Origin of the sequence: Streptomyces sp. NPDC005794, assembly GCF_042871445.1 — a bacterium.
Taxonomy (GTDB): Bacteria; Actinomycetota; Actinomycetes; order Streptomycetales; family Streptomycetaceae; genus Streptomyces.
Window position 1 is genome coordinate 128,336 of record NZ_JBIAIN010000019.1, and the last position, 23,127, is coordinate 151,462.

The window sequence follows — 23,127 nt, forward strand, 5'->3', positions numbered from 1 at the left end:
GTGTGCGAAGGGGACCCCGGACCTCTGTGGTCCGGGGCCCCCTTCGCGCGGGTGCGGGGTGGAGCGTCAGCTCCTGTCGGCCTTCTGCGGGCTCTCGTCGGCCTCCGGCGCCTGCGCCTCGGGGGCGGCCTCGGCGTCGGTGGGGGCGTCCTCGGCCGAGTCGGCGTCGGTGGTCTTCCCGTCGTCGTCCGCCGGGCTCACCGCGGCGGGTTCGACGATCTCCTCGCGGCCGGGGCGCGTCTTCGCCGAGATCACGATGTAGACGACGGCGAGCACGAACACGATGATCGCGGTCCACACGTTGAGCCGAAGACCCAGGACGTGGTGCGCCTCGTCGACGCGCAGGTACTCGATCCATCCGCGGCCCGCGCAGTACGCCGCGACGTACAGCGCGAAGGCCCGGCCGTGTCCGAGCTTGAAGCGGCGGTCCGCCCAGATGACCAGGAGTGCGACACCGACGCACCACAGCGACTCGTACAGGAACGTCGGGTGGTAGGTGCCCGCGACCCGGTTCGGGCCCTCGCTGATCTTCAGCGCCCAGGGCACATCCGTCTGCTTGCCGTACAGCTCCTGGTTGAACCAGTTGCCCCAGCGGCCGATCGCCTGGGCGATGGCGATACCGGGGGCCAGGGTGTCCGCCCAGGCCGGGAGCGGGATCCCGCGGCGGCGGCAGCCGATCCAGGCACCGACCGCACCGAGTGCGATCGCGCCCCAGATACCGAGGCCGCCCTCCCAGATCTTGAAGGCGTCCACCCAGTTCTCACCGTCGCTGAAGTACAGCTGGTAGTCGGTGATCACGTGGTAGAGCCTGCCGCCGACCAGGCCGAAGGGCACGGCCCATACGGCGATGTCGGCGACGGTGCCGGCTTTGCCGCCCCTGGCGACCCAGCGTTTGTTGCCGAGCCATACGGCGACGAAGACACCGATGATGATGCAGAACGCGTAGCCGCGGAGCGGGATCGGGCCGAGCTCGATCACCCCGGTCGACGGGCTGGGAATGAAGGCAAGGTTCATGACGGGGTCGACGCTACCTTGCCGGACGGGCCGCGCGGCAAGCCGTCCGGCAACTTCTGGGTAACGGGAGCCCCTACGACGACGGCGTCGCCCCGACGGTGCCCGGCTTCTTGCCCTTGTTCGCCTCCGCGACCCACTTCTTCAGATGGGCCACGGAGATCTGCTCGTTCCCCTTCTTCGGGAAGATCGGCTCACCGTTGAGCAGCGCGGTGGGGGTGCCCTCGAACCCGCCCTCGGCGAACGCCTTGTCGGACTTCTCGACCCAGCTGTCGTGCGTGCCGTCCTCCACACAGGTGCGGAAGGCGGGGGTGTCCAGGCCGTCCACCGTGCCGGCCAGCTCGATCAGCTTGCTGTTCTCACCGAAGGCGTCGTCGGTCTCCGCGGGCTGATTACGGTAGAGGACGTCGTGGTACGGCGCGAACGTGCCGACGTCCTGGGCACAGGCGGCCGCGTTGGCCGCGCGGAGCGATCCGCTGCCTCCGAGATTGCCGTCGATGATCGTGGCCAGGTGGTACTCCACCTTGAGCTGCCCGCTGTCCGCGAGCTCCGTGATCGTGTCGCGGAAGGCGTTCTCGAACTGGGCGCAGACCGGGCAGCGGAAGTCCTCCCAGATGGTGAGCGTGGACGGCGCGTCGTCGGCCCCGACCTGGAGGGCGAGTCCGTCCGCCCCCATCGCCCCGGACGGGGTGACGGCGGGCCCGGCCTCGGTGTCCTTGTCGTTCTTCCCGGCGTTGGCGGCGATCACACCGATCACGGCTGCCAGCGCCAGCACCCCCACCACGGCGGTCGCGACGATCAGCGTGCGGCGCCGGCGCTCCCGCGCCCGGTCCTGCTCACGCTGCTGGACGAGCCGGTCACGCGCGGCTCTGCTTCGGTCTTGGTTCTTCTCGCTCACACCGGGCAAACGAACCGGGGAGGCGCGCGAGCGCCTCCCCGGCCCCATGTCCACCCGTACGGGTGACGCGTGCTGTCAGCGCTTTCGAACGCCTTCGGCCAGTTCGGCCGCCAGCGCCCGGACGGCGGCGAGACCCGCGGCCTCGTCCGGGGCGTCCAGCATCCGCTTGACGAAGGCCGAGCCGACGATCACTCCGTCGGCGAAGCCCGCGACCTGCCGGGCGTGCTCGGCGGTGGATACGCCGATGCCGACGCAGACCGGCAGGTCCGTGGTGGCGCGGGTGCGCCGCACCAGGTCCTGGGCCTGCTCGCCGACCGATTCGCGGGTGCCGGTGACCCCCATCAGCGAGGAGGCGTACACGAAGCCGGAGCCCGCCGCCGTGATGGTGGCGAGGCGCGCGTCCTGGCTGCTCGGGGCGACGACGAAGACGGTGGCGAGACCGTGCTTCTCGGCGTACTCCCTCCACAGTCCGGACTCCTGGACCGGCAGGTCGGGCAGGATGCACCCGGCGCCGCCCGCCTCGGCGAGCTCGGCGGTGAAGCGTTCCACGCCGTACCGGTCGACCGGGTTCCAGTACGTCATGACGAGGATCGGCGCGCCCGTCGCCTCGTGGGTCTCACGGACCGTGCGCATGATGTCGGCGATCTTGAGGCCGCCGCGCAGCGCGATGTCGTCGGCGGTCTGGATGACCGGCCCGTCGAGCACCGGGTCGCTGTGCGGGAGTCCCACCTCGATGACGTCGGCGCCGCCCGCGACGGCCGCCTTGACTGCCGCGATGCCGCCGTCGACGCTGGGGAAGCCGCCGGGCAGGTAGGCGATGAGCGCCGCCCGGTCCTCGGATGCCGCCTTGGCCAGCGTCGATTCGAGAAGCTCTCGGTTGCCGCTCACTTGGTGACCTCTTCCTCTCCGTCGGCCACATCGGCCTCGACGACCGCGTCGGCACCGTCGTACAGCCCGAAGTACCGCGCTGCCGTGTCCATGTCCTTGTCGCCGCGGCCGGACAGGTTGATCAGGATCAGCCCGTCCTTCCCGAGCTCCTTGCCCACGTCCAGTGCCCCGGCCAGCGCGTGCGCGCTCTCGATGGCCGGGATGATCCCCTCCGTGCGGGAGAGGAGGCGCAGCGCCTGCATGGCGGCGTCGTCGGTGACCGCGCGGTACTCACCGCGGCCGATGTCCTTGAGGTAGGCGTGCTCCGGGCCGATGCCCGGGTAGTCGAGCCCGGCCGAGATCGAGTACGGCTCGGTGATCTGGCCTTCCTCGTCCTGGAGGACGTAACTGCGGGAGCCGTGCAGGATTCCGGGCTCGCCCGCGGTCAGGGTCGCCGCGTGCTCGCCGGTCTCCACCCCGTGCCCGGCGGGTTCGCAGCCGATCAGCCGGACGTCCGCGTCCTGGATGAAGGCGTGGAAGAGGCCGATGGCGTTGGAGCCGCCGCCGACGCAGGCGACCGCGGCGTCCGGCAGCCGGCCGGTGCGCTCCAGGATCTGGCGGCGGGCCTCGACGCCGATCACCCGGTGGAAGTCACGGACCATCGCCGGGAAGGGGTGCGGCCCGGCGACGGTGCCGAAGAGGTAGTGGGTGCGGTCCACGTTGGCGACCCAGTCGCGGAACGCCTCGTTGATGGCGTCCTTGAGGGTCCTGGAGCCGGACTTGACGGCGACGACCTGGGCGCCGAGCATCCGCATCCGCGCCACGTTCAGCGCCTGCCGCTCGGTGTCGATCTCACCCATGTAGATGGTGCACTCGAGGCCGAAGAGGGCACAGGCGGTCGCGGTGGCGACACCGTGCTGGCCCGCTCCGGTCTCCGCGATGACCCGGGTCTTGCCCATGCGCTTGGTGAGCAGGGCCTGCCCGAGCACATTGTTGATCTTGTGTGAGCCGGTGTGGTTGAGGTCCTCGCGCTTGAGGAAGACGCGGGCGCCTCCGGCGTGCTCGGCGAAGCGCGGGACTTCGGTCAGCGCGCTGGGACGGCCCGTGTAGTCGGCCATGAGCTGATCGAGCTCGGCGGCGAAGGCGGGGTCCGCTTTGGCCTTGTCGTATTCGACGGCCACCTCGTCCACGGCGGCGACCAGTGCCTCCGGGATGAACGTGCCACCGAACGCGCCGAAATAGCCTTCGGCGCTGGGGATCAGACCTTCGGGGTCCGGAATGAAGAAGTCGGACGACATGCGACGTGCTCCTCGAATCGCAACGGGTGATGTCACCGTATGCGCCATGAGCTGAGCGCCACGCCGGCCGGTGGACGGTCGGTGCGGTGTGGGGCGTGCGGCTCCCCTGTACGGGGATTGCCCGTACAGGATTCCCTTGTACCGGGGAGCGACGGCCGGGGCTCGCTACGGCGCGGACCCCGTGCGCCATCGCATGCCGTTGACCTGTCCGGGCTCGTCACCGATGACGTACCGCACGCGCCGGCCGTGCACACGCCGGGCGGGGGCGCGGCAACCGCGGGGGCGGCAGCCGCGCGCCAGCGGCGCGTGCGGGTCCCGGGCGGCCCTGGCGAGGCGCAGGCCCGGCCGGACGCGGGACGCGGGACGGTCGGCGGTCATGGGGAGGGTGTCAGCCCCGTCCGTGCCGGAGCGCGGGGTGGGCGCCGGCGGCGACCAGGTCGGCGACGGCGGCCCGGGGGTCGCGGCCGGTGACCAGGGACTCGCCGACGAGCACCGCGTCCGCGCCGGCGTTGGCGTAGGCGATGAGGTCGTGCGGGCCCCGGACGCCGGACTCGGCGACCTTGACGATGTGGTCGGGGATCTCGGGGGCGACGCGTTCGAAGGTGGAACGGTCGACCTTGAGGTCCTTGAGGTTGCGCGCGTTGACACCGATGATCTTCGCCCCGGCGTCCACGGCGCGCTCCGCCTCCTCCTCGTCGTGCGCCTCGACGAGGGGCGTCAGGCCGATCGACTCGGCGCGCTCGATCAGCGAGACCAGGGCCTCCTGGTCGAGGGCGGCGACGATCAGCAGCGCGAGGTCGGCGCCGTAGGCCCGGGCCTCCCACAGCTGGTACGAGGTGACGATGAAGTCCTTGCGCAGGACCGGGATGTCGACCTTGGCGCGGACGGCCTCCAGGTCGGCGAGCGAGCCGCCGAAGCGGCGCTCCTCGGTGAGGACCGAGATGACGGACGCCCCGCCGGCCTCGTAGTCCGCGGCGAGCGCGGCCGGGTCGGCGATGGCGGCAAGGGCCCCCTTCGAGGGGCTGGAACGCTTGACCTCGCAGATGACGGTCACACCCTCGCCGCGCAGGGCGGCGACTCCGTCCTTGGCCTCGGGAGCGCGCGCCGCGCGTTCCTTGAGCTCGTCGAGGCTGACGCGCGCCTGCCGCTCCGCGAGGTCGGCGCGTACGCCGTCAATGATCTCGTCGAGCACACTCACGCGAGCGGCCCCCTTCCGAAGCGGTGATAGGTACAGGATCAACCCTCTCGATGATATCCGCAGGAGGACTCAGGGTTCGCATCCGGTGTCCTCGCGTCCCAGTACCTGGTCATTCACGGAGCCAGCGCCGACCCGAACGGCAGGTTCCTGACGACGGAGAACACCAGCAGCACCGCGCCGATGCCCCACCAGTAGACGGGCGCGACACCGATCCGCAGGGGCCTGCCCCGGCTCGCGCGGACCGTCCAGAGCAGCCAGACCACGGCGAGGACGACGTAGCCGACGACGGCCAGGGCGTTGGAGCCGAGGGCGGTGGCGAGGTCACCGTGGGCGAAGGCGTGGGCGCTGCGCAGCCCGCCGCATCCGGGGCAGAGCAGTCCGGTGAACCGGAGCATGGGGCAGACCGGGTAGTGGCCTGGCTCGTTGGGGTCGACTGCGGCGACGTAGCCGAAGGCCGCGACGGCGGCGGCCATGGCCCCGACGGGAACGGCGAGCCGCCGGAGCCGGGAGACCGGGGCGGGGGGAGGCACGGGCCCCGGGCCAGGCGTCGAGGCCGGGTCCGGGGCGGCGGCTGCGGGAGAGGCTGAGGCGTCCACGCGCCGATTGTCCCCGCTCACGCGGAAAGGCGCAGCCCGGTCCGGGCTGCGCCTCGCGTCGTGTCCTGGAACGGACTCGGCCTGGCTAGGCCGTGATCTGCGCCTGCGAGGCACGGGCACGGGCGGCCGCCATCTCGGCGGACTCCTTCGGCATGCCGAGGCCGGCCATCTTCATGGCGAGACCGACGACCCCGCCGAGGAGCGTCACGGCGATACCGGCCCAGAAGCCGAGCGTGTTCGCCGAGACCATGAAGAGGCCCGCGATGCAGAAGCCGATGAAGGAGATGATGACACCGGTCCAGGCGGCCGGGGTGTGTCCGTGGCTGCTGCCCGCCATGAGTTGCTCCTTGTTGGTGTTGCGCTGAAGGTGTCGCGCTCGAAAGCTTGCTTCCATTGTCCCGTACGCGCCGGTGGACGTGAGGCTGGGGGTCATGCCTCGCGCGTCGGGTCCTCGCCCCGGTCCAGGGCCTTCCACAGATCCTCGGGCCGGTCGGGGTCCGGGGCGGTGCGGGCGGCCTTGCGGGGGCGGGGGGTCCCGTCGCGCTCGTACCGTCCCGACATGGCCGGCCAGCGCCTGCCGTAGCGCAGTGCGAGGAGTCCGGCGAGCAGGATCAGCAGCCCGCCGGCCGCGGTGACGTAGGGCCAGGCGGTGTGGCTGAGGGCGCCGATGGTGGCCGAGGTGTTGCCCGTGGTCTGCGCGGCCTGCTCGTCCAGCGCCGCGCTGTCCGAGGCGCCGGCGTAAGCGCTCAGTCCGGCGCCGAGGCCGCTGAGGGCCAGCAGTCCGGCGACGAGCAGCCGGCCGGCGCCGCGGACGGCGAAGACGGCGACGAGGGCGGCCAGGCCGACGACCGCCAGGGCGGCCGGGAGACCGGTGACGTCCTGGCCGTCGGCGCTGAGGGGCAGGGTGCCGCCGCCGACGGCCGCCTCGCCCTCGGCCCAGGTCTGCCCGGAGGCGAGGAGGACGACGGTGGCGCCGGCCGCCCCGAGGAGCAGGCCGGCGGCCAGGCTTCGGCGGCTTCCTGCGCTGTCGGGCGCGGAGGCGGCTCGGGCACGGGGCTGGGGTACGGGGACAGCACTCACGTACTCCACTATCCCCTACCGGCTCAGTGTGCTCCGAGCCGGTTCGCCGTGTGCACGGCCCGCAGGACGGCGGCGGCCTTGTTACGGCACTCCGTGTCCTCGGCCGCGGGGTCGGAGTCCGCGACGATGCCGGCGCCGGCCTGGACGTACGCGGTGCCGTCACGGAGCAGGGCGGTCCGGATGGCGATGGCCGTGTCGGAGTCCCCGGCGAAGTCGAGGTAGCCGACGCAGCCCCCGTACAGGCCGCGGCGGGTGGGTTCGAGCTCCTCGATGATCTGCAGGGCGCGGGGCTTGGGGGCGCCGGAGAGGGTGCCTGCGGGGAAGCACGCGGTGAGTACGTCGAAGGCGCTGCGGCCCTTGGCGACGCGGCCGGTGACGGTGGAGACGATGTGCATCACGTGCGAGTACCGCTCGACCGACATGAAGTCGACGACCTCGACGCTGCCGGGTTCGCAGACGCGGCCCAGGTCGTTGCGGCCGAGGTCGACGAGCATCAGGTGCTCGGCGCGTTCCTTCGGGTCGGCGAGGAGTTCGTCGGCGAGCGCCTGGTCCTCCTGCGGGGTGGCGCCGCGGTGCCTGGTCCCGGCGATCGGGTGGACCATCGCCCGGCCGTCCTCGACCTTGACGAGCGCCTCGGGGCTGGAGCCGACGACGTCGAAGCCGTCGAAGCGGAAGAGGTACATGTACGGGGACGGGTTGGTGGCCCGCAGGACCCGGTAGACGTCGAGCGCGCTCGCCGTGCACGGCGTCTCGAAGCGCTGGGAGGGAACGACCTGGAAGGCCTCACCGGCCCTGATGCGCTCCTTGACGTCCTCGACGGCGTCCATGAAGGCCTGGCCTCCCCACAGTGCGCTGTAGGGCGGGAGCTCGGAGGGCGGCAGTGCGGCGGGCGCGTTCTCCACGGGCCGGGACAGGTCGCTCTCCATGGCGTCGAGCCGGGCGACCGCGTCCTCGTACGCCTCGTCGACCCCGGTGTCCAGGTCGTTGTGGTTGATCGCGTTGGCGATCAGCAGGACGGTGCCGTTCTGGTGGTCGAGCACGGCGAGGTCCGAGGTGAGCAGCATCGTGAGCTCGGGGAGCTTCAGATCGTCGCCGCCGTGCTCGGTGATCCGCTCCAGGCGGCGCACGACGTCGTAGCCGAGGTAGCCGACCATGCCGCCGGTGAAGGGCGGCAGACCGTCGTCGCCGACCAGGTCGCGGGGGGTGTGCAGGGTTTCGACGGTGGCCCGCAGGGCCTGCAGCGGGTCGCCGTCGAGGGGGACCCCGACAGGCGGGGTGCCGAGCCAGTGGGCCTGCCCGTCGAGGGCGGTCAGGGTGGCGGCGCTGCGTACCCCGATGAAGGAGTAGCGGGACCAGGTGCGGCCGTTCTCCGCCGATTCCAGGAGGAACGTACCGCTACGTTCGGCCGCGAGTTTGCGGTAGAGCCCCACGGGGGTGTCACCGTCCGCGAGGAGCCTGCGGCTGACGGGGATGACGCGGCGGTCGACGGCGAGCTTGCGGAAGGTCTCGAGATCCATGGCGGCTGACCCTATCGGGGCGCGGTGAGCGGAAGGACGTCCTTGTCGAAGCAGGTGCGGTCGCCGGTGTGGCAGGCGGCACCGGTCTGGTCGACCTTCACCAGGACCGTGTCGGCGTCGCAGTCCAGGGCGACGGACACGACCTGCTGGGTGTGGCCGGACGTGTCGCCCTTGACCCAGTACTCCTGGCGGCTGCGGGACCAGTAGGTGCAGCGGCCCGTGGTGAGGGTGCGGTGCAGCGCCTCGTCGTCCATCCAGCCGAGCATGAGCACCTCGCCCGTGTCGTACTGCTGGGCGATGGCCGGGACCAGTCCGTCGGGGCCGCGCTTGAGACGGGCGGCGACGGCGGGGTCGAGGTCACTGGCGGGCGTGGAGCCGGGCGTGCTGGTCATGCGCCCCATTGTGCCGCGCCGGGCGGGGCCACCCGGCCGTGCGTCCATTGGGCGGACCGCGGGCGGCGGTCGTACGCTGGCGGGCATGTCGACCCATGCGAAGCGTGAACGTCTTCTGCTCGCCGACCTGTTGGAAGCGGCGGGTCCCGAAGCCCAGACCCTGTGCAACGGCTGGAAGACCCGTGACCTGGCCGCCCATGTCGTGGTCCGTGAACGCCGTGCGGACGCGGCGGGCGGGATCATGCTGGGTGCTCTGAAGAACCGGCTGGAACGGGTCCAGGCCGAATTCGCCGCCAAGCCGTACGAGGAGCTGATCCAGCTCATCCGTACGGGTCCGCCGCGCTTCTCGCCCTTCGGTTTGAAGCAGCTGGACGAGGCGGCCAACACCGTCGAGTTCTACCTCCACGCCGAGGACGTGCGGCGGGCCCAGCCCGACTGGTCGCAGCGGGACCTCGATCCGGTCTTCGCCGATGTGCTGTGGTCGCGCACCGAGAAGACGGCCCGGATGCTGGGCCGCCGGGCTCCGGTGGGTCTGGTGCTGCGGCGCCCGGACGGCCAGACGGCGGTGGCCCACAAGGGCACCCCGGTGGTGACGGTCACCGGGGAGCCGGGTGAGCTGCTGCTGTTCGCCACGGGGCGGCAGGACGCGGCGCGGGTGGAGCTGGACGGCGACAAGGACGCGCTGGCCCGGCTGCACACGGCCGAGCTCGGCCTGTAGCCCCTTCCGGGGCGTGGGCGGCACAGGGGGCGGGGGCGGGGTGCGGCGCCGGTACAGCCCGCCCGGCGCAGGTCTGCGCGCCCGCACAACGGCAGGCTGAGCGGTACCGGCCGCCGGTGTGGACTCAGCCCGTCAGCAGCCGCCGCGCCGCGAGCGCCAGGGACACCTCGACGGCGTCCGACGGCCGGGTGAGACAGCGTCCCGTCAGCTGTTCGAAGCGTCGCAGCCGGTTCAGCACGGTGTTGCGATGGCAGTAGAGCTTCGCCCCCGCCCGTTGCGCCGAGCCGTCCGAGTCGAGCCACGCGGTCAGCGTCTCGATGAGCACGTCCCGGTCCGCCGGGTCGAGCCGGTCCAGCGGTCCGAGGACCCGGTCGGCGAGCGCTGTTCCGAGGCCGGGCGAGGACACGACGAGGGCCGCGGGGAGGTGCTCGTCGAGCAGGACGGTGCCGCCCGACGCGGGGCAGGCGCGCAGTGCCGTCTCGGCGAGGCGTCGTGCGTCACCGACGGAGGCGAGCCCGTCGACCACGGAGCTGACGCCCACGCGGGTTCCTCGCGGCATCGTCAGATCCGCCGCGAGTGCGGAGAGTTCGCCGTCGGATTCCGAAGCCGGGCCGGGGGTGGGCACGCTGTCGGTGCCGACGTCGCTCCCCGGTTCCTCCTCGGCCGCCACCGGCGCAGTCCCCAGCGGCAGGATCGCGAGCTGCACGCCCCGCGCCGAGTGCCAGAGCACGGGCGCCCCCTCGGCCAGCTCCAGTGGCGGGCGTCCGGCGCCGTGCGGGGCACGGCGGGCGCCGGCGACCGCGAGTACCGCGTACCGCCCCTGCACCGGAAGTCCCAGCATCGCTGCGGCGTCCGGCAGGTCCGCGATCCGGGCGGTGCCGTCCAGCAGGGCCGCCGTCATCAGGCGCTGCTGGTTCTCGCGGCGCCAGGAGAGCCGCCGCTCCGCCTGCCGGTACGCCTCGGCCACCACTCCGCAGTGCTCGTCGACGAAGTTCCAGACGTCCGCGGCGACATGGACCAGCAGCCGGGTGTCCTCGGGGTGGCGTCCGGCCGTGTCGTCGACCAGGTCCCGCCAGACCATCGCGCCGCCCATCCGGAAGGCGTGCATGACCGCGTCGAGCGGTACGCCCTGCTCGGCCCGGCTCTCGCCGATCCACCGGGAGGTGCGGTGGGCGGCCTCCCTGAATTCCCGGGGCTGGATGAGGGAGGCGACGTTGTGCCGCAGCGAGTGGTGGACCTCCTGCCAGATCTCGGTGGGCTCGGTCTCCAACGCGGCGCGGTAGGCGGGCTCCTGCTCCCTCAGCGCCTCGACAAGCCGGTCCGTGAGCTCAGGCAGCGCCTCCAGCAGCCCACGGGCCGCGCGGTGGAGCACCGCTACGGCCTCAGGGTCGGCCAGGGAGCGGACTCGGTGCGGCAACGGTGCTACGGGGGGCGGCCCGTGCAGCGCCCTGATCCGTGAACGTACGACCTGCGGCATGGCGGCCTCCACCGGGAATCGGCCGGCTGCGGTTGGGCCGGCCCCGGTGTGCGCCCGGCCCTCATCGGGCGGGCGCACACCGATTGATCCTGACGACCGCAGAATGGCATACCGCCCGGTCGGTACCTAGAGGTCTGCGCGCTTCTTCTCATCACGGTCCTGCAACCTCGCCGCGCCCTCGCGGTCCAGCAGCCTCGCGAGCTCGGTCCGGGACCGGACACCGAGAGCGGCGAAGACGTTGCGGAGGTGGTGGTCGACGGTCCGGGGGCTCACCGAGAGCCGCACCGCCACCTCCCGGTTGGTGGCACCCTCCGCGACGCAGCGGGCGATCCGCTGCTGCTGCGGGGTCAGTCCGGCCAGCGGCCCGGGGCCGCTCTGGTCCGGCACGTCCACCGCCTCCCCGGCGGCCCGGAGTTCCCCTCCGGCCCGTTCGGCCCAGACGCGGGCGGAGCAGCGTTCGAACGCGACCAGCGCGTCGCGCAGCGGGCCGCGGGCCTCTCGGGTGCGGCGCAGACGGCGCAGCAGCTGGCCGTGGAGCAGCTGGGTGCGGGCGCGCTCGAAGTCACCGCCCGCGCGGTCGTGGTGGGCCAGCGCCTCCTCGTACCGGGCGGCGGCCTGCTCGGGCGGCGCCAGCAGGGCGCGGCAGCGGGCCAGCTGGGCGGGGACCTGGGGGTCGGTCGTCCGGGCGGTCCACAGCGCGAACTCCTCCACGGCGACGGCGAGTTCACCGGCGCCTTCGTCCGCGCGGCCGGAGAGCGCCATCGCCTCGATGTAGCACGGTACGGCGAGCATCCGGGTGGCGAAGTGTCCCGTCCCTGGCCCCGGTCTGACCAGGGGGCCGAGCCGGGCCGCCGCCTCACCCGGCCGCCCGGCCGCCAGATCCGCACGGGCGACCGCCCAGGTGGCGAGCATGGCCGCCTGGGCGAGGCCGTGCGGGCCCGCCCCGGCCAGGGCCGCGTCGGCGTGGGCGGCGCACGCTTCCGCGGGACCCTCCACCGAGGCGGCGAGCGCGAGCACGGCGTGCAGATGGGTGGCGGAGTTCCGCTGCCCGGTGCGGCGGGCCGCGTGCAGCCCCTCCAGCGCGTGGGCCCGGGCCCTGGCGTGCTGCCCGGCACGCAGTTCCGCGTACGCCAGCTGCTCCAGGGCGTGCGGCAGCAGGGCTTCGGGGCCCCGGGTGCGTACGACGGCGAGTGCGCGGGCCCCTGCCCGGCAGGCCGCGTCGACCTCACCGAGCACGAGGGCCGAGGCACCCGCCCGCAGGAGCTCGTCCGCGTCCTCGGCGCGGTCGGCGGAGTCGAGGCAGCACCGCAGGAGGGCGTGACCCCGGTCGGGGTGCCCGGCGAGCACGGCGCACATCCCGGCGCGGTACTGCGCCATGGACCGGTCGGCCGCGGCGACGGGGACACGGTTCATGGCGTCCAGGTACGCGATGGCGTCCCCCATGTCCCAGGCCGCCTCAGCCGCGCCGAACAGGGCGTCAAGGGTGCGGCGCGGGTCGTGCGGGGCGAGCAGCTCCGCCGCGGTCAGCAGCGCCTCGCGGGCGTCGGCCGCCGGTCCGTCGCGCAGGGCGAGCATGCCGCGTACGTAGGGCGCGGCGCCCCCGGCGAGGTGGGGGCCGACACGGGCCAGCATGGCGCGGGCCCGGCCGGTGTCGCCGGCCAGTCGCGCCTGCTCGGCGGCGGCGGTGAACCGGGCGGCGCGCAGGGTGTCGTCGGTGGAGAGCGCGGCGGCACGGGCCAGCGCCGCCGACCGTTCGCTGTGCGGCCGTGGCGCGGCGGCCGCCGCCTCCAGCTGCCCGGCGAGGGCGGCGTCCGGGCCGGGTGCGGCGCAGGCCCGCTGGACGAGCGCGGGCAGCGGGGCCTGGCCGGGCCCGGCGAGCAGCCCGGCCAGCAGTTCGTGCACGGCACGGCGGCGGCCCGGCGGTGCCCGGTGCAGGACCGCGCGGCGCAGCAGCGGGTGGCTGAAGTGCACGCGGCTGCCCGCGCGTTGCAGGGCTCCGGCCGTTCCGGCGGGCGCGAAGAGCACCCGGTCGAGGTGCGCGGTGGCCAGTCCCGCCCGGGCGCCGGCCCGCAGCAGCAGGGCCGCGTCGGCGCCGGCCCCGTCCGGCTCGTGCTCCTCCGCGGCCGCGGCCAGCAGGAGCAGGGTGTGGGTGTCGGGGGACAGTCCGTCCAGGTGCGCGGCATGGGCGTCCAGGACGCTCTCGGCCCCGGGAAGCGGGTACGGCAGTGCGGTGCGCCCGGCCAGCTGGCCGGGGGTGAGACGGCCGGTCAGCCCCGCCAGAAGCCGCGGGTTGCCGGCCGCTTCGCGCAGGAGTTCGCCGCGTACGACGGGGTCGACATCGGCCGTGCCGTCGGTGAGCCGGTCCAGGATCGCGGCCGCGGCGTCGTCGTCGAGCGGGCCGAGGCGCAGCGCGGGCAGTCCGGCGAAGGCGGTCTCGTCGGCCGCGCCGATCACCACCGCGACCCGGCTGCCCGCGCCGAGTCTGCGGGCGGCGAAGCCGAGCGCGGCACGGGAGTCGGGGTCCCAGGCGTGCGCGTCGTCCACGCAGACCAGCAGGGGCTGTTCGGCCCCCAGGCCCCGCAGCAGACCGAGCAGCCCACCCGGGGTGATCCCCGAGCCCAGGATCGCGTCGGGCGTGACGGGCAGCGGTCCGGGGGCGGAGCAGAGTAGGGCGTGCAGCCCGCTGTAGGGCAGTCGCTGTTCGGTGGGGGCAGCGGAGGCGTACAGCACGGGGCCGCCGTGCTCTCCGAGGTAGTGGGCGGCGGCCTGCCGCAGCAGGGCGGTGCGGCCGAGGCCGGGCGGCGAGGTCAGGACGAGGGCTCCGCCGCCCCCCGCCCGCAGTTGGCCCAACAAGGTTTCCAGGATGGCCAGTTCACCGCTGCGGCCGTACAGCCGGAGCGGACTGTGCACGGTCGTCGATGGGGTCACGCGCTCATGTTACTCGGCGTAAACAGGGCCGGAAGGCCCGCGTCCGCTCCCTGTTCCCGGTCGGCCCGGAGCGGTGCGGTCTCCCAACGGAACGGCGTTCGCGCTGTGCGGGGGCACACCCCGGGCCCGTTCCGCAGCGGCCGCCCGTAACGTCGGTGCATGGCTGATGAATTGCGTACACACGACGGTTTGACCCTGCGTTACTGGTCCTGGTCGCGGGACCCGGACGAGGCCCTGCCCCCGGTGGTGCTGCTGCACGGCTTCGCCGCGCACGCCCGGCTCAACTGGGAGGGCCCCGGTGTCGTCGAGGCGCTCGTGGCACGGGGCCGGCGGGTGTACGCCCTGGACGCGCGTGGCCACGGCGAGTCCGACCGGCCGCACGACGACACGCACTACGGCGAGTCCCTGATGGTCCGTGACGTCCGGCTGCTCATCGACCGGATCGGCGCGGACCACGTGCATCTCGCGGGCTATTCCATGGGCGCCGTGGTGGCGGTCCTGGCCGCGGCGGAGGATGCCCGGATCAGCCGCCTGGTGGTGGGCGGGATAGGCGCCGGCGCGGTGGAGGTGGGCGGCCTGGACACCCGGGCGATGCCACCGGAGCTGGTCTCGGCCGCGCTGACCGCCGACGACGCCGCGGACGTACCCGAGCGGGCCCGGGGCTTCAGGCTGCTGGCCGACTCCTCGGGCGCCGACCGTCACGCGCTGGCCGCTCAGATCCGGGCGGTGCACCGGGGCGCGCTGCCGCTGGACCGGATCACGGTGCCCACGCTGGTGCTGGCCGGCGAGAGCGATCCCCTGGCCGTGCGCCCCCGGGTCCTGGCCGACGCGATCGAGGGGGCGGAGCTGGTCGTGCTGCCCGGGGACCATCTGACCGCCGTACGCGACCCTGGCTTCGCCGGTTCCCTCGCCCGGTTCTTCGCCGAGGAGTGAACTGCCCCGGCGGCGCGAAAGGGCCGGACCGCGGTACGCGCGGTCCGGCCCGGTCGCCCCCCGGATCAGTGCGGGCAGTTGCCCCGGTACTCCGCGATCGTCAGGCTGGCCGACGGGATCGGGCAGAGGAACTGCTCGTAGCGGGTGTCCTTGTCGATGAAGCGCTTCAGCCACGAGATGCTGTACTTCGCGATCGTCGTGTTCGACGTGTTCGGAGTGAAGTGGGAGGCTCCCCGCAGCTCCAGATACGCCTTGTCCAGCGAGCTCGGCAGCGAGTTGTAGAACGGCTTCGAATGCGTGGTGACGGACGCGACCGTGTCACCGTCCGCGCCGACGACCAGCGTGGGGGTCTGCACCTCCGGCCACGTCTTGTCCGTGTTCCAGCCGGTCAGCGGGATCGCCGCCTTCAGCGAGGGACGGTCCTTGGCGGCCTCCAGGGTGCCTCCACCCCCCATGGAGTGGCCCATCACACCCAGCCGCGAGGAGTCGACCCGGCTGCGCACCGAGCTGTCCTCGGTGAGGTAGTCGAGCGCGGCGAGCAGCTGGTCGCCACGGCTGGCCGGCTGGTCCAGGGTGGTGTTGGTGTCGATGGTGAACACCACGAAGCCCTGCGACGCGAGGCGCGGCCCCAGCCAGGCGATGCTCGACTCGTAAGCGGTGAAGCCGGGCGAGATGGCGATCGCGCCGAACGTCCCGTCCGAGGTGGACGTCGGGTAGTAGATCGTCCCGCCGCCGAAGCCCCTGACGCTCAGCGAGGACACGGAGGTCTGGGACGTGGCGTACGACCCGCGGCTCGCCTCGATGCTCGAGTTGCTCGGGGCCGGACCACGCTCGTACGGGTTGTCGGCGGCCTGCGCTCCGCCGGGGACGAGCGCGGTGAGCAGACCGGCGGTCGCCGCCGCGGCTGCCAGAGCACCCTTGACGGTGCGGGAGCGGCTCTTCGACACCCGGTGGCGGCGGGGGGAGATGTCGCCGGAGGGGAGGTGCTGCTGCACGGGGATTCCTCTCGGTTGTGACGGAAGCGCGCCGGGGCGGCCGGCAGCCCCGTCGTCCGGGGGCCTTCGGGGGTACACCGTGTCGGTCGCGCCGTCGTTCGTCGGCCTGCAGCCACTTTCGCGGTGGCTCCCCCGCGCGGACATCGGCGCAATCGCCGGTCTTCTCCCCGGATCCCGTGAACGGCCGGGCCGGGGGCGAGCGGCCGGGCAGCACGAGAGGCCGGACCGCGTGACGCGGGCCGGCCCCTGCTCCTGTGGGTCAGGAGGTGTGCGGGCAGTTGCCCTTGAACTCCGCGATCGTCAGGCTGGCCGACGGGATCGGGCAGAGGAACTGCTCGTAGCGGGTGTCATTGTCGATGAAGCGCTTCAGCCACGAGATGCTGTACTTCGCGATCGTCGTGTTCGACGTGTTCGGAGTGAAGTGGGACGCTCCCCGCAGCTCCAGATACGCCTTGTCCAGCGAGCTCGGCAGCGAGTTGTAGAACGGCTTCGAATGCGTGGTGACGGACGCGACCGTGTCACCGTCCGCGCCGACGACCAGCGTGGGGGTCTGCACCTCCGGCCACGTCTTGTCCGTGTTCCAGCCGGTCAGCGGGATCGCCGCCTGGAGGGCCGGACGGTCCTTGGCGGCCTCGAGCGTGCCACCGCCGCCCATGGAGTGGCCCATCACTCCGAGCCGGGAGGAGTCGATCCGGCTGCGCACCGAGCTGTCCTCGGTGAGGTAGTCGAGCGCGGCGAGCAGCTGGTCGCCACGGCTGGCCGGCTGGTCCGACGTGGTGTTGGTGTCGATGGTGAACACCACGAAGCCCTGCGACGCGAGGCGCGGTCCCAGCCAGGCGATGCTCGACTGGTAGGCGGTGAAGCCGGGCGAGATGGCGATCGCGCCGAACGTCCCGTCCGAGGTGGACGTCGGGTAGTAGATCGTCCCGCCGCCGAAGCCCCTGACGCTCAGCGAGGAGACGGTCGCCTGGGACGTCGCGTACGACCCGCGGCTCGCCTCGATGCTCGAGTTGCTCGGGGCCGGACCACGCTCGTACGGATTGTCGGCGGCCTGGGCGCCCGGCATCAGCGCCGTAACCAGACCGGCCGTCGCGGCCGCCGCGGCGACGGCGAGCTTGATGGTGCGGGAGCGGCTCTTCGACATCCGGTGGCGGCGGGGGGAGATGTCGCCGGAGGGGAGGTGCTGCTGCACGAGGGGGGATCCTCTCGGTTGTGGCGCACCACACCGCGGCAGCCGGCGGCCCGTCGTCCGGGCCGTCGGGGGAGCACCGCGTGGGTGGCGCCGTCATGTGCTGACGGCGCCACTCTGGTGGCCCACCCTCCGGGCGGACATCGGCGAGATCGCCGGTCTTCGCGACCGGCGATCCCCTGACCGGGTCAGCGAACGGGGTGTCCGGCCTCGCGCAGAGCGCCCTTGACCTCGGAGATCCGCAGGTCACCGAAGTGGAAGACGGACGCCGCGAGGACCGCGTCGGCGCCCGCGTCGATGGCCGGCGGGAAGTCCGCCAGCCGGCCCGCACCTCCGGAGGCGATGACGGGGACGGTGACGTGGGCCCGCACCGCCTTGATCATCTCGGTGTCGTAGCCGTCCTTCGTGCCGTCGGCGTCCATCGAGTTGAGCAGGATCTCGCCCGCGCCGAGCTCGGCCGCCCGGTGCGCCCACTCGACGGCGTCGATGCCGGTGCCCCGGCGTCCGCCGTGGGTGGTCACCTCGAAGGTGCCCTCGGGGGTGCGTCGCGCGTCGACGGAGAGCACCAGCACCTGGCGCCCGAAGCGTTCGGCGATCTCCTGGATGAGGTCGGGGCGGGCGATGGCGGCGGTGTTGACCCCGACCTTGTCGGCCCCGGCGCGCAGCAGCTTGTCGACGTCGTCGGGGGTGCGGACCCCGCCGCCGACGGTGAGCGGGATGAAGACCTGCTCGGCGGTGCGGCGCACCACGTCGTACGTCGTCTCGCGGTCACCGCTGGAGGCGGTGATGTCGAGGAACGTCAGCTCGTCGGCGCCCTCGGCGTCGTACAGCTTCGCCATCTCGACGGGGTCGCCCGCGTCGCGCAGGTTCTGGAAGTTGACGCCCTTGACGACGCGGCCCTTGTCGACGTCGAGGCACGGGATGACCCGTACGGCGAGAGTCATCGCTCACCTGCCCGGTAGGCCTCGACCTCGACCTCGACGACCAGGGAGGGGTCGACGAAGCCGGACACGATGATCATGGAGGCTGCGGGGCGGACGTCGTCGAACAGCTCCTTGTGGGCGCGGCCCACCTCGTCGACGTCCCGGGCGTGGGTGAGGTACATCCGGGTGCGGACGACGTCCTCACGGCCGAGTCCGACCTGCTTCAGCGCGTCGAAGGCGACCCGGAAGGAGGCGACGGCCTGCTCGTACGGGCTGCCCGCGGAGATCTGGCCGTTGACCACCGACGTGCAGCCGGAGACCAGGACGAGTCCGTTCGGGAGCTGGACCGCGCGGGAGTAGCCGAACTTCTCCTCCCACGGGCCGTCCGAGGAGACGCGGCGTACGGAGTCCGTCATGCGGCGACCGCCTTGAGTGCCTCTTCGAGGGTGAACGCCTCGGCGTACAGCGCCTTGCCGACGATGGCTCCCTCGACGCCTTCCGGGACGAGCAGGGAGATCGCGCGCAGGTCGGCGAGCGAGGAGACGCCGCCGGAGGCCACGACGGGCTTGTCGGTGGCGGCGCAGACGTCCCGCAGGAGGGCCAGGTTGGGGCCCTGCAGCGTGCCGTCCTTGGCGATGTCGGTCACGACGTAGCGGGCGCAGCCCTCGGAGTCGAGGCGGGCGAGCGTCTCGTAGAGGTCGCCGCCGTCGCGGGTCCAGCCGCGGCCGCGCAGCGTCGTGCCGCGGACGTCGAGGCCGACGGCGATCTTGTCGCCGTGCTCGGCGATGACCTTGGCGACCCACTCGGGGGTCTCCAGGGCGGCGGTGCCGAGGTTGACGCGGCGGCAGCCGGTGGCGAGGGCGGCGGCGAGCGAGGCGTCGTCGCGGATGCCGCCGGAGAGTTCGACCTTGATGTCCATGGCGCCGGCCACTTCGGCGATCAGCGCACGGTTGTCGCCGGTGCCGAAGGCGGCGTCCAGGTCGACGAGGTGCAGCCACTCGGCGCCGGAGCTCTGCCAGGCGAGAGCGGCCTCGAGCGGGGAGCCGTAGGAGGTCTCGGAGCCGGATTCGCCGTGCACGAGGCGGACGGCCTGTCCGTCGCGGACGTCTACGGCGGGGAGCAGTTCAAGCTTCGGCATTACAGCGTCTCGATCCAGTTGGTCAGCAGCTGGGCGCCGGCGTCGCCGGACTTCTCGGGGTGGAACTGGGTGGCCCACAGCGCGCCGTTCTCCACGGCCGCCACGAACCGCTCTCCGTGCGTGGACCACGTGACCTTGGGGGCACGGATCTTGGCGTTGGTCACTTCGAGGGACCAGTCGTGCGCCGCGTAGGAGTGCACGAAGTAGTAGCGGGACTCGGGGTCCATCCCCGCGAAGAGCTGGGAGCCCTCGGGGGATTCGACGGTGTTCCAGCCCATGTGCGGCACGACGTCGGCCTTCAGCGGTCCGACGGTGCCGGGCCACTCGTCGAGGCCCTCCGTCTCGACGCCGTGCTCGATGCCGCGCTCGAACAGGATCTGCATGCCGACGCAGATGCCCATGACGGGCCGGCCGCCGGCCAGCCTGCGGCCGATGATCCATTCGCCGCGTGCCTGCTTCAGCCCCGCCATGCAGGCGGAGAACGCGCCGACGCCGGGGACGAGGAGCCCGTCGGCGTTCATCGCGGTGTCGAAGTCGCGGGTGATCTCCACGTCGCCGCCCACGCGGGCGAGGGCCCGCTCGGCGGAACGGACGTTGCCGAAGCCGTAGTCGAAGACGACGATCTTCTTCTTGTCGCTCACAGTGCTACCTCAGTCCCAGAGTCCCTGGATCCGCATGATGCCCGCAACCAGGCACATCACGGAGCCGATCCCGAGGAGCACGACGACGCCCTTGGGCATGCCCTGCTTCCAGAAGGAGTAGACGCCGCCGGCCAGGAAGAGGCCGACGATGATCAGAACGGTGTTGAGGCCGGTCACAGGGCGCCCTTCGTGGACGGAAGGATGCCGGCCGCGCGCGGGTCGTGCTCGCTGGCGTAACGCAGGGCGCGCGCCAGCGCCTTGAACTGGCACTCCACGATGTGGTGGGCGTTGCGGCCGTACGGGACGTGGACGTGGAGGGCGATCTGCGCCTGGGCGACGAAGGACTCCAGGATGTGCCGGGTCATCGTCGTGTCGTACTCGCCGATCATCGGCGCCATCTTCTCGGGCTCGGTGTGCACCAGGTACGGGCGGCCGGAGAGGTCGACGGTGACCTGGGCGAGCGACTCGTCCAGCGGGACGGTGCAGTTGCCGAAGCGGTAGATGCCGACCTTGTCGCCGAGCGCCTGCTTGAAGGCGGCGCCGAGCGCCAGGGCGGTGTCCTCGATCGTGTGGTGCGAGTCGATGTGCAGGTCGCCCTCGGTCTTGACCGTGAGGTCGAAGAGCCCGTGCCGGCCGAGCTGGTCGAGCATGTGGTCGTAGAAGCCGACCCCGGTCGCGACATCGACCTTGCCGGTGCCGTCGAGGTTGATCTCGACGAGCACGGAGGTCTCCTTGGTGGTCCGCTCCACCCTGCCTACGCGGCTCATGCGTCGTGCTCCTTCTTCAGTTCGCGCACCGCATCGAGGAACGCGTCGTTCTCTTCCGGGGTTCCCGCGGAGACCCGCAGCCACCCCGGTACGCCGTTGTCCCGGACCAGGACGCCCCGGTCGAGGATCTGCTGCCAGGCGGTGCGGCTGTCGGCGAAGCGGCCGAACTGGACGAAGTTGGCGTCCGAGTCGGTGACGGCGAAGCCGAGCTCCCGCAGTCCGTCGACCAGCCGGTCGCGCTCGCTCTTGAGCTGCGCGACGTACCCGAGCAGGGTATCGGTGTGCTCCAGGGCGGCGAGCGCGGTGGCCTGGGTGACGGAGGACAGGTGGTACGGCAGACGCACCAGCTGGACCGCGTCGACGACGGCCGGGGCCGCCGCGAGGTAGCCGAGGCGGAGGCCCGCGGCGCCGAACGCCTTGGACATGGTGCGGGAGAGCACCAGGTGGGGGCGGCCCTCGATGAGCGGGAGCAGCGAGGGGTGGTGGCTGAATTCGCCGTACGCCTCGTCGACGACGACCATCGAGGGCCGGGCGGCCTGCGCGGCGTCGTACAGGGCGACGACGGTCCCGGCGTCCACCGCGGTGCCGGTCGGGTTGTTGGGCGAGGTGATGAAGACCACCTCGGGGCGGTGCTCGGCGATGGCCTTCTTCGCGGCCTCCACGTCGATGGTGAAGTCCTCGTTGCGCGGTCCGGAGATCCAGCCGGTGCCGGTGCCGCGCGCGATGAGGGCGTGCATCGAGTACGAGGGCTCGAAGCCGATCGCGGTGCGCCCGGGGCCGCCGAAGGTCTGCAGCAGCTGCTGGAGGACCTCGTTGGAGCCGTTGGCCGCCCAGACGTTCGCCGTGGCGACCTCGTGACCCGCGGTACGGGTGAGGTAGCGGGCGAGCTCGGTGCGGAGCTCCACGGCGTCACGGTCGGGGTAGCGGTTGAGGTCGCGGGCGGCCTCGCGGACCCGCTCGGCGATGCGGTCGACGAGCGCGTCGGGGAGCGGGTAGGGGTTCTCGTTGGTGTTCAGCCGGACGGGTACGTCGAGCTGGGGCGCCCCGTACGGGGACTGGCCGCGCAGTTCGTCACGGATCGGGAGGTCGTCCCAGGCGTTGCGCGGGGTGCTGTCGTTGCTCACTGCTGCGGAACCTTCCAGCCGAACCTGGCCTTGAGCGCGGCGCCGTGGGCGGGGAGGTCCTCCGCCTCGGCGAGGGTCACGACGTGGTGGGTGACCTCGGCGAGCGCGTCACGCGTGTAGTCGACGATGTGGATGCCGCGGAGGAAGGACTGCACGGACAGGCCCGAGGAGTGGCAGGCGCAGCCGCCGGTGGGCAGGACGTGGTTGGAGCCGGCGCAGTAGTCGCCGAGGGACACGGGCGAGAAGGGGCCGACGAAGATCGCTCCGGCGTTGCGGACCCGGTCGGCGACGGCGGCGGCGTTCTCCGTCTGGATCTCCAGGTGCTCGGGGGCGTACGCGTTGACGACCTTGAGGCCGTCCTCCAGGTCGTTGACCAGGACGATCGCGGACTGCCGGCCGGCCAGCGCGGGTTCGATCCGGTCCGTGACGTGCTTGGTCGCGGCGACCTGGTCCCGCAGCTCGGCCTCGGTGGCGGCGGCCAGTTCCTCGGAGTCGGTGACGAGCACGGCGGCGGCCATCGGGTCGTGCTCGGCCTGGCTGATCAGGTCGGCGGCGACGTGCGCCGGGTCGGCACTCGCGTCGGCGAGGATCGCGATCTCGGTGGGACCGGCCTCGGCGTCGATGCCGATGCGGCCCTTGAGCAGGCGCTTGGCCGCGGCGACGTAGATGTTGCCGGGGCCGGTGACGAGGTCGACGGGCAGGCAGTCCTCGGTGCCGTACGCGAACATCGCGACGGCCTGGGAGCCGCCGGCGGCGTACACCTCGTCGACGCCGAGGAGCGCGCAGGCGGCGAGGATGGTGGGGTGCGGCAGGCCGCCGAACTCCTTCTGGGGCGGTGAGGACACGGCGATGCCCTCGACGCCGGCCTCCTGCGCCGGGACGACGTTCATCACGACGGACGAGGGGTAGACCGAGCGGCCGCCGGGGACGTACAGCCCGACGCGCTCGACGGGCACCCACTTCTCGGTGACCGTGCCACCGGGGACGACCTGGGTGGTGTGCGTGGTGCGGCGCTGCTCACGGTGGACGAGACGGGCGCGGCGGATCGACTCCTCCAGGGCCGCCCGTACGGCGGGGTCGAGCCGTTCCAGCGACGCGGTGATCGCGTCGGCCGGGACACGGATCGCGTCGAGGCGTACGCCGTCGAGTTTCTCCCCCCACTCGATCACTGCCGCGGAGCCACGATGGCGTACGTCCTCGCAGATGGGCCGCACCGTTTCCAGGGCGGCTTCCACGTCGAACTCGGCACGGGGCAGCAGGTCGCGCAGGGCGCCGCCCTCGGGGAGGGCGGTGCCGCGCAGATCGATTCGAGAGATCACACCGACAATTCTCTCAGACCGTTTCCGGCGTCCGGTCGCCCGTATCACTGGCTGATACATGTCCCGGCTGTCACTGCTGACCATTAGCGTTCACGTCGTCACACAGAGGGAAGAACGA

The 23,127-nt window shown here is 72.6% G+C and carries 25 protein-coding genes; 2 read left to right on the forward strand and 23 right to left on the reverse strand.

Annotation, left to right across the window (positions count from 1 at the left end; genetic code table 11):
* Nucleotides 1–66 precede the first annotated feature (66 nt).
* The 11 genes from lgt to hisI all read right to left on the reverse strand — a co-directional run bounded on the left by lgt (nt 67) and on the right by hisI (nt 8,857).
* A complete protein-coding gene (gene lgt, locus ACFYQ5_RS27605) occupies nt 67–1,014 on the reverse strand; it encodes a prolipoprotein diacylglyceryl transferase (protein ID WP_389201388.1) in 948 nt (315 codons plus the stop codon).
* Between the two features lie 73 nt (nt 1,015–1,087).
* A complete protein-coding gene (locus ACFYQ5_RS27610) occupies nt 1,088–1,909 on the reverse strand; it encodes a thioredoxin domain-containing protein (protein WP_389201389.1) in 822 nt (273 codons plus the stop codon).
* Nucleotides 1,910–1,984: 75 nt separating this feature from the next.
* Entirely contained in the window at nt 1,985–2,797 is an 813-nt protein-coding gene (trpA, locus tag ACFYQ5_RS27615) for a tryptophan synthase subunit alpha (protein ID WP_389201391.1), read from the reverse strand.
* Nucleotides 2,794–4,074 carry a tryptophan synthase subunit beta gene (trpB, locus tag ACFYQ5_RS27620; RefSeq protein WP_389201393.1) on the reverse strand — a complete coding sequence of 427 codons (1,281 nt, stop codon included), beginning with the start codon at nt 4,072–4,074 and terminating at the stop codon, nt 2,794–2,796. The genes trpA and trpB overlap by 4 nt, the downstream gene beginning before the upstream one ends.
* Nucleotides 4,075–4,239: 165 nt before the next feature.
* On the reverse strand, nt 4,240–4,452 hold the full coding sequence (trpM, locus tag ACFYQ5_RS27625) for a tryptophan biosynthesis modulator TrpM (RefSeq protein ID WP_389201395.1): 213 nt from the start codon (nt 4,450–4,452) through the stop codon (nt 4,240–4,242).
* Between the two features lie 10 nt (nt 4,453–4,462).
* Nucleotides 4,463–5,272 carry an indole-3-glycerol phosphate synthase TrpC gene (gene trpC / locus ACFYQ5_RS27630; RefSeq protein ID WP_389201397.1) on the reverse strand — a complete coding sequence of 270 codons (810 nt, stop codon included), beginning with the start codon at nt 5,270–5,272 and terminating at the stop codon, nt 4,463–4,465.
* Between the two features lie 113 nt (nt 5,273–5,385).
* Entirely contained in the window at nt 5,386–5,868 is a 483-nt protein-coding gene (locus tag ACFYQ5_RS27635) for a DUF2752 domain-containing protein (protein WP_389201399.1), read from the reverse strand.
* Between the two features lie 85 nt (nt 5,869–5,953).
* A complete protein-coding gene (locus tag ACFYQ5_RS27640) occupies nt 5,954–6,205 on the reverse strand; it encodes an HGxxPAAW family protein (protein WP_389201400.1) in 252 nt (83 codons plus the stop codon).
* A 92-nt stretch (nt 6,206–6,297) separates the two neighbouring features.
* The gene (locus tag ACFYQ5_RS27645) at nt 6,298–6,957 is read right to left on the reverse strand and encodes a TIGR02234 family membrane protein (RefSeq protein ID WP_389201402.1); all 660 of its coding nucleotides are present in this window, start codon (nt 6,955–6,957) and stop codon (nt 6,298–6,300) included.
* Nucleotides 6,958–6,971: 14 nt separating this feature from the next.
* Nucleotides 6,972–8,465 (reverse strand): anthranilate synthase component I, encoded by a 1,494-nt coding sequence (locus tag ACFYQ5_RS27650; protein ID WP_389201403.1) that lies wholly within the window; start codon nt 8,463–8,465, stop codon nt 6,972–6,974.
* Nucleotides 8,466–8,476: 11 nt separating this feature from the next.
* Nucleotides 8,477–8,857 carry a phosphoribosyl-AMP cyclohydrolase gene (gene hisI / locus ACFYQ5_RS27655; RefSeq protein ID WP_389201405.1) on the reverse strand — a complete coding sequence of 127 codons (381 nt, stop codon included), beginning with the start codon at nt 8,855–8,857 and terminating at the stop codon, nt 8,477–8,479.
* An 85-nt stretch (nt 8,858–8,942) separates the two neighbouring features.
* Between hisI and ACFYQ5_RS27660 the strand changes: the two genes are divergently transcribed.
* A complete protein-coding gene (locus ACFYQ5_RS27660) occupies nt 8,943–9,575 on the forward strand; it encodes a TIGR03085 family metal-binding protein (RefSeq protein WP_389201408.1) in 633 nt (210 codons plus the stop codon).
* 124 nt (nt 9,576–9,699) lie between these two features.
* Here the strand turns inward: ACFYQ5_RS27660 and ACFYQ5_RS27665 are convergent, their stop codons facing one another.
* Nucleotides 9,700–11,052 carry a PucR family transcriptional regulator gene (locus ACFYQ5_RS27665; RefSeq protein WP_389201410.1) on the reverse strand — a complete coding sequence of 451 codons (1,353 nt, stop codon included), beginning with the start codon at nt 11,050–11,052 and terminating at the stop codon, nt 9,700–9,702.
* A 126-nt stretch (nt 11,053–11,178) separates the two neighbouring features.
* Nucleotides 11,179–13,980, reverse strand: a complete 2,802-nt coding sequence (locus ACFYQ5_RS27670) for an AAA family ATPase (RefSeq protein ID WP_389201414.1) — start codon at nt 13,978–13,980, stop codon at nt 11,179–11,181.
* A gap of 159 nt (nt 13,981–14,139) precedes the next feature.
* Here ACFYQ5_RS27670 and ACFYQ5_RS27675 point away from each other — a divergent pair, with 159 nt between their 5' ends.
* Complete coding sequence (locus tag ACFYQ5_RS27675; RefSeq protein ID WP_389201416.1) at nt 14,140–14,913, forward strand: alpha/beta fold hydrolase; 774 nt, start codon at nt 14,140–14,142, stop codon at nt 14,911–14,913.
* A 65-nt stretch (nt 14,914–14,978) separates the two neighbouring features.
* Here the strand turns inward: ACFYQ5_RS27675 and ACFYQ5_RS27680 are convergent, their stop codons facing one another.
* The 10 genes from ACFYQ5_RS27680 to hisD form a co-directional block, all read right to left on the reverse strand.
* Entirely contained in the window at nt 14,979–15,908 is a 930-nt protein-coding gene (locus ACFYQ5_RS27680; RefSeq protein ID WP_389201418.1) for an alpha/beta hydrolase family protein, read from the reverse strand.
* 259 nt (nt 15,909–16,167) lie between these two features.
* A complete protein-coding gene (locus ACFYQ5_RS27685) occupies nt 16,168–17,100 on the reverse strand; it encodes an alpha/beta hydrolase family protein (RefSeq protein ID WP_389201420.1) in 933 nt (310 codons plus the stop codon).
* A 185-nt stretch (nt 17,101–17,285) separates the two neighbouring features.
* A complete protein-coding gene (hisF, locus tag ACFYQ5_RS27690; protein WP_389201422.1) occupies nt 17,286–18,041 on the reverse strand; it encodes an imidazole glycerol phosphate synthase subunit HisF in 756 nt (251 codons plus the stop codon).
* Nucleotides 18,038–18,436, reverse strand: a complete 399-nt coding sequence (locus ACFYQ5_RS27695) for a RidA family protein (protein ID WP_389201423.1) — start codon at nt 18,434–18,436, stop codon at nt 18,038–18,040. The genes hisF and ACFYQ5_RS27695 overlap by 4 nt, the downstream gene beginning before the upstream one ends.
* Entirely contained in the window at nt 18,433–19,158 is a 726-nt protein-coding gene (priA, locus tag ACFYQ5_RS27700; protein WP_147962959.1) for a bifunctional 1-(5-phosphoribosyl)-5-((5-phosphoribosylamino)methylideneamino)imidazole-4-carboxamide isomerase/phosphoribosylanthranilate isomerase PriA, read from the reverse strand. Before priA ends, ACFYQ5_RS27695 begins: the two co-directional genes overlap by 4 nt.
* Entirely contained in the window at nt 19,158–19,799 is a 642-nt protein-coding gene (hisH, locus tag ACFYQ5_RS27705; RefSeq protein ID WP_389201425.1) for an imidazole glycerol phosphate synthase subunit HisH, read from the reverse strand. The genes priA and hisH overlap by 1 nt, the downstream gene beginning before the upstream one ends.
* A gap of 9 nt (nt 19,800–19,808) precedes the next feature.
* A complete protein-coding gene (locus ACFYQ5_RS27710) occupies nt 19,809–19,976 on the reverse strand; it encodes a hypothetical protein (RefSeq protein ID WP_164493711.1) in 168 nt (55 codons plus the stop codon).
* On the reverse strand, nt 19,973–20,566 hold the full coding sequence (gene hisB / locus ACFYQ5_RS27715) for an imidazoleglycerol-phosphate dehydratase HisB (protein ID WP_031098999.1): 594 nt from the start codon (nt 20,564–20,566) through the stop codon (nt 19,973–19,975). The genes ACFYQ5_RS27710 and hisB overlap by 4 nt, the downstream gene beginning before the upstream one ends.
* Entirely contained in the window at nt 20,563–21,690 is a 1,128-nt protein-coding gene (locus tag ACFYQ5_RS27720; protein ID WP_389201426.1) for a histidinol-phosphate transaminase, read from the reverse strand. The genes hisB and ACFYQ5_RS27720 overlap by 4 nt, the downstream gene beginning before the upstream one ends.
* Nucleotides 21,687–23,009: a histidinol dehydrogenase gene (gene hisD, locus ACFYQ5_RS27725; protein WP_389201428.1), complete on the reverse strand. Its 1,323-nt coding sequence runs from the start codon at nt 23,007–23,009 to the stop codon at nt 21,687–21,689. The genes ACFYQ5_RS27720 and hisD overlap by 4 nt, the downstream gene beginning before the upstream one ends.
* Between the last annotated feature and the right edge of the window lie 118 nt (nt 23,010–23,127).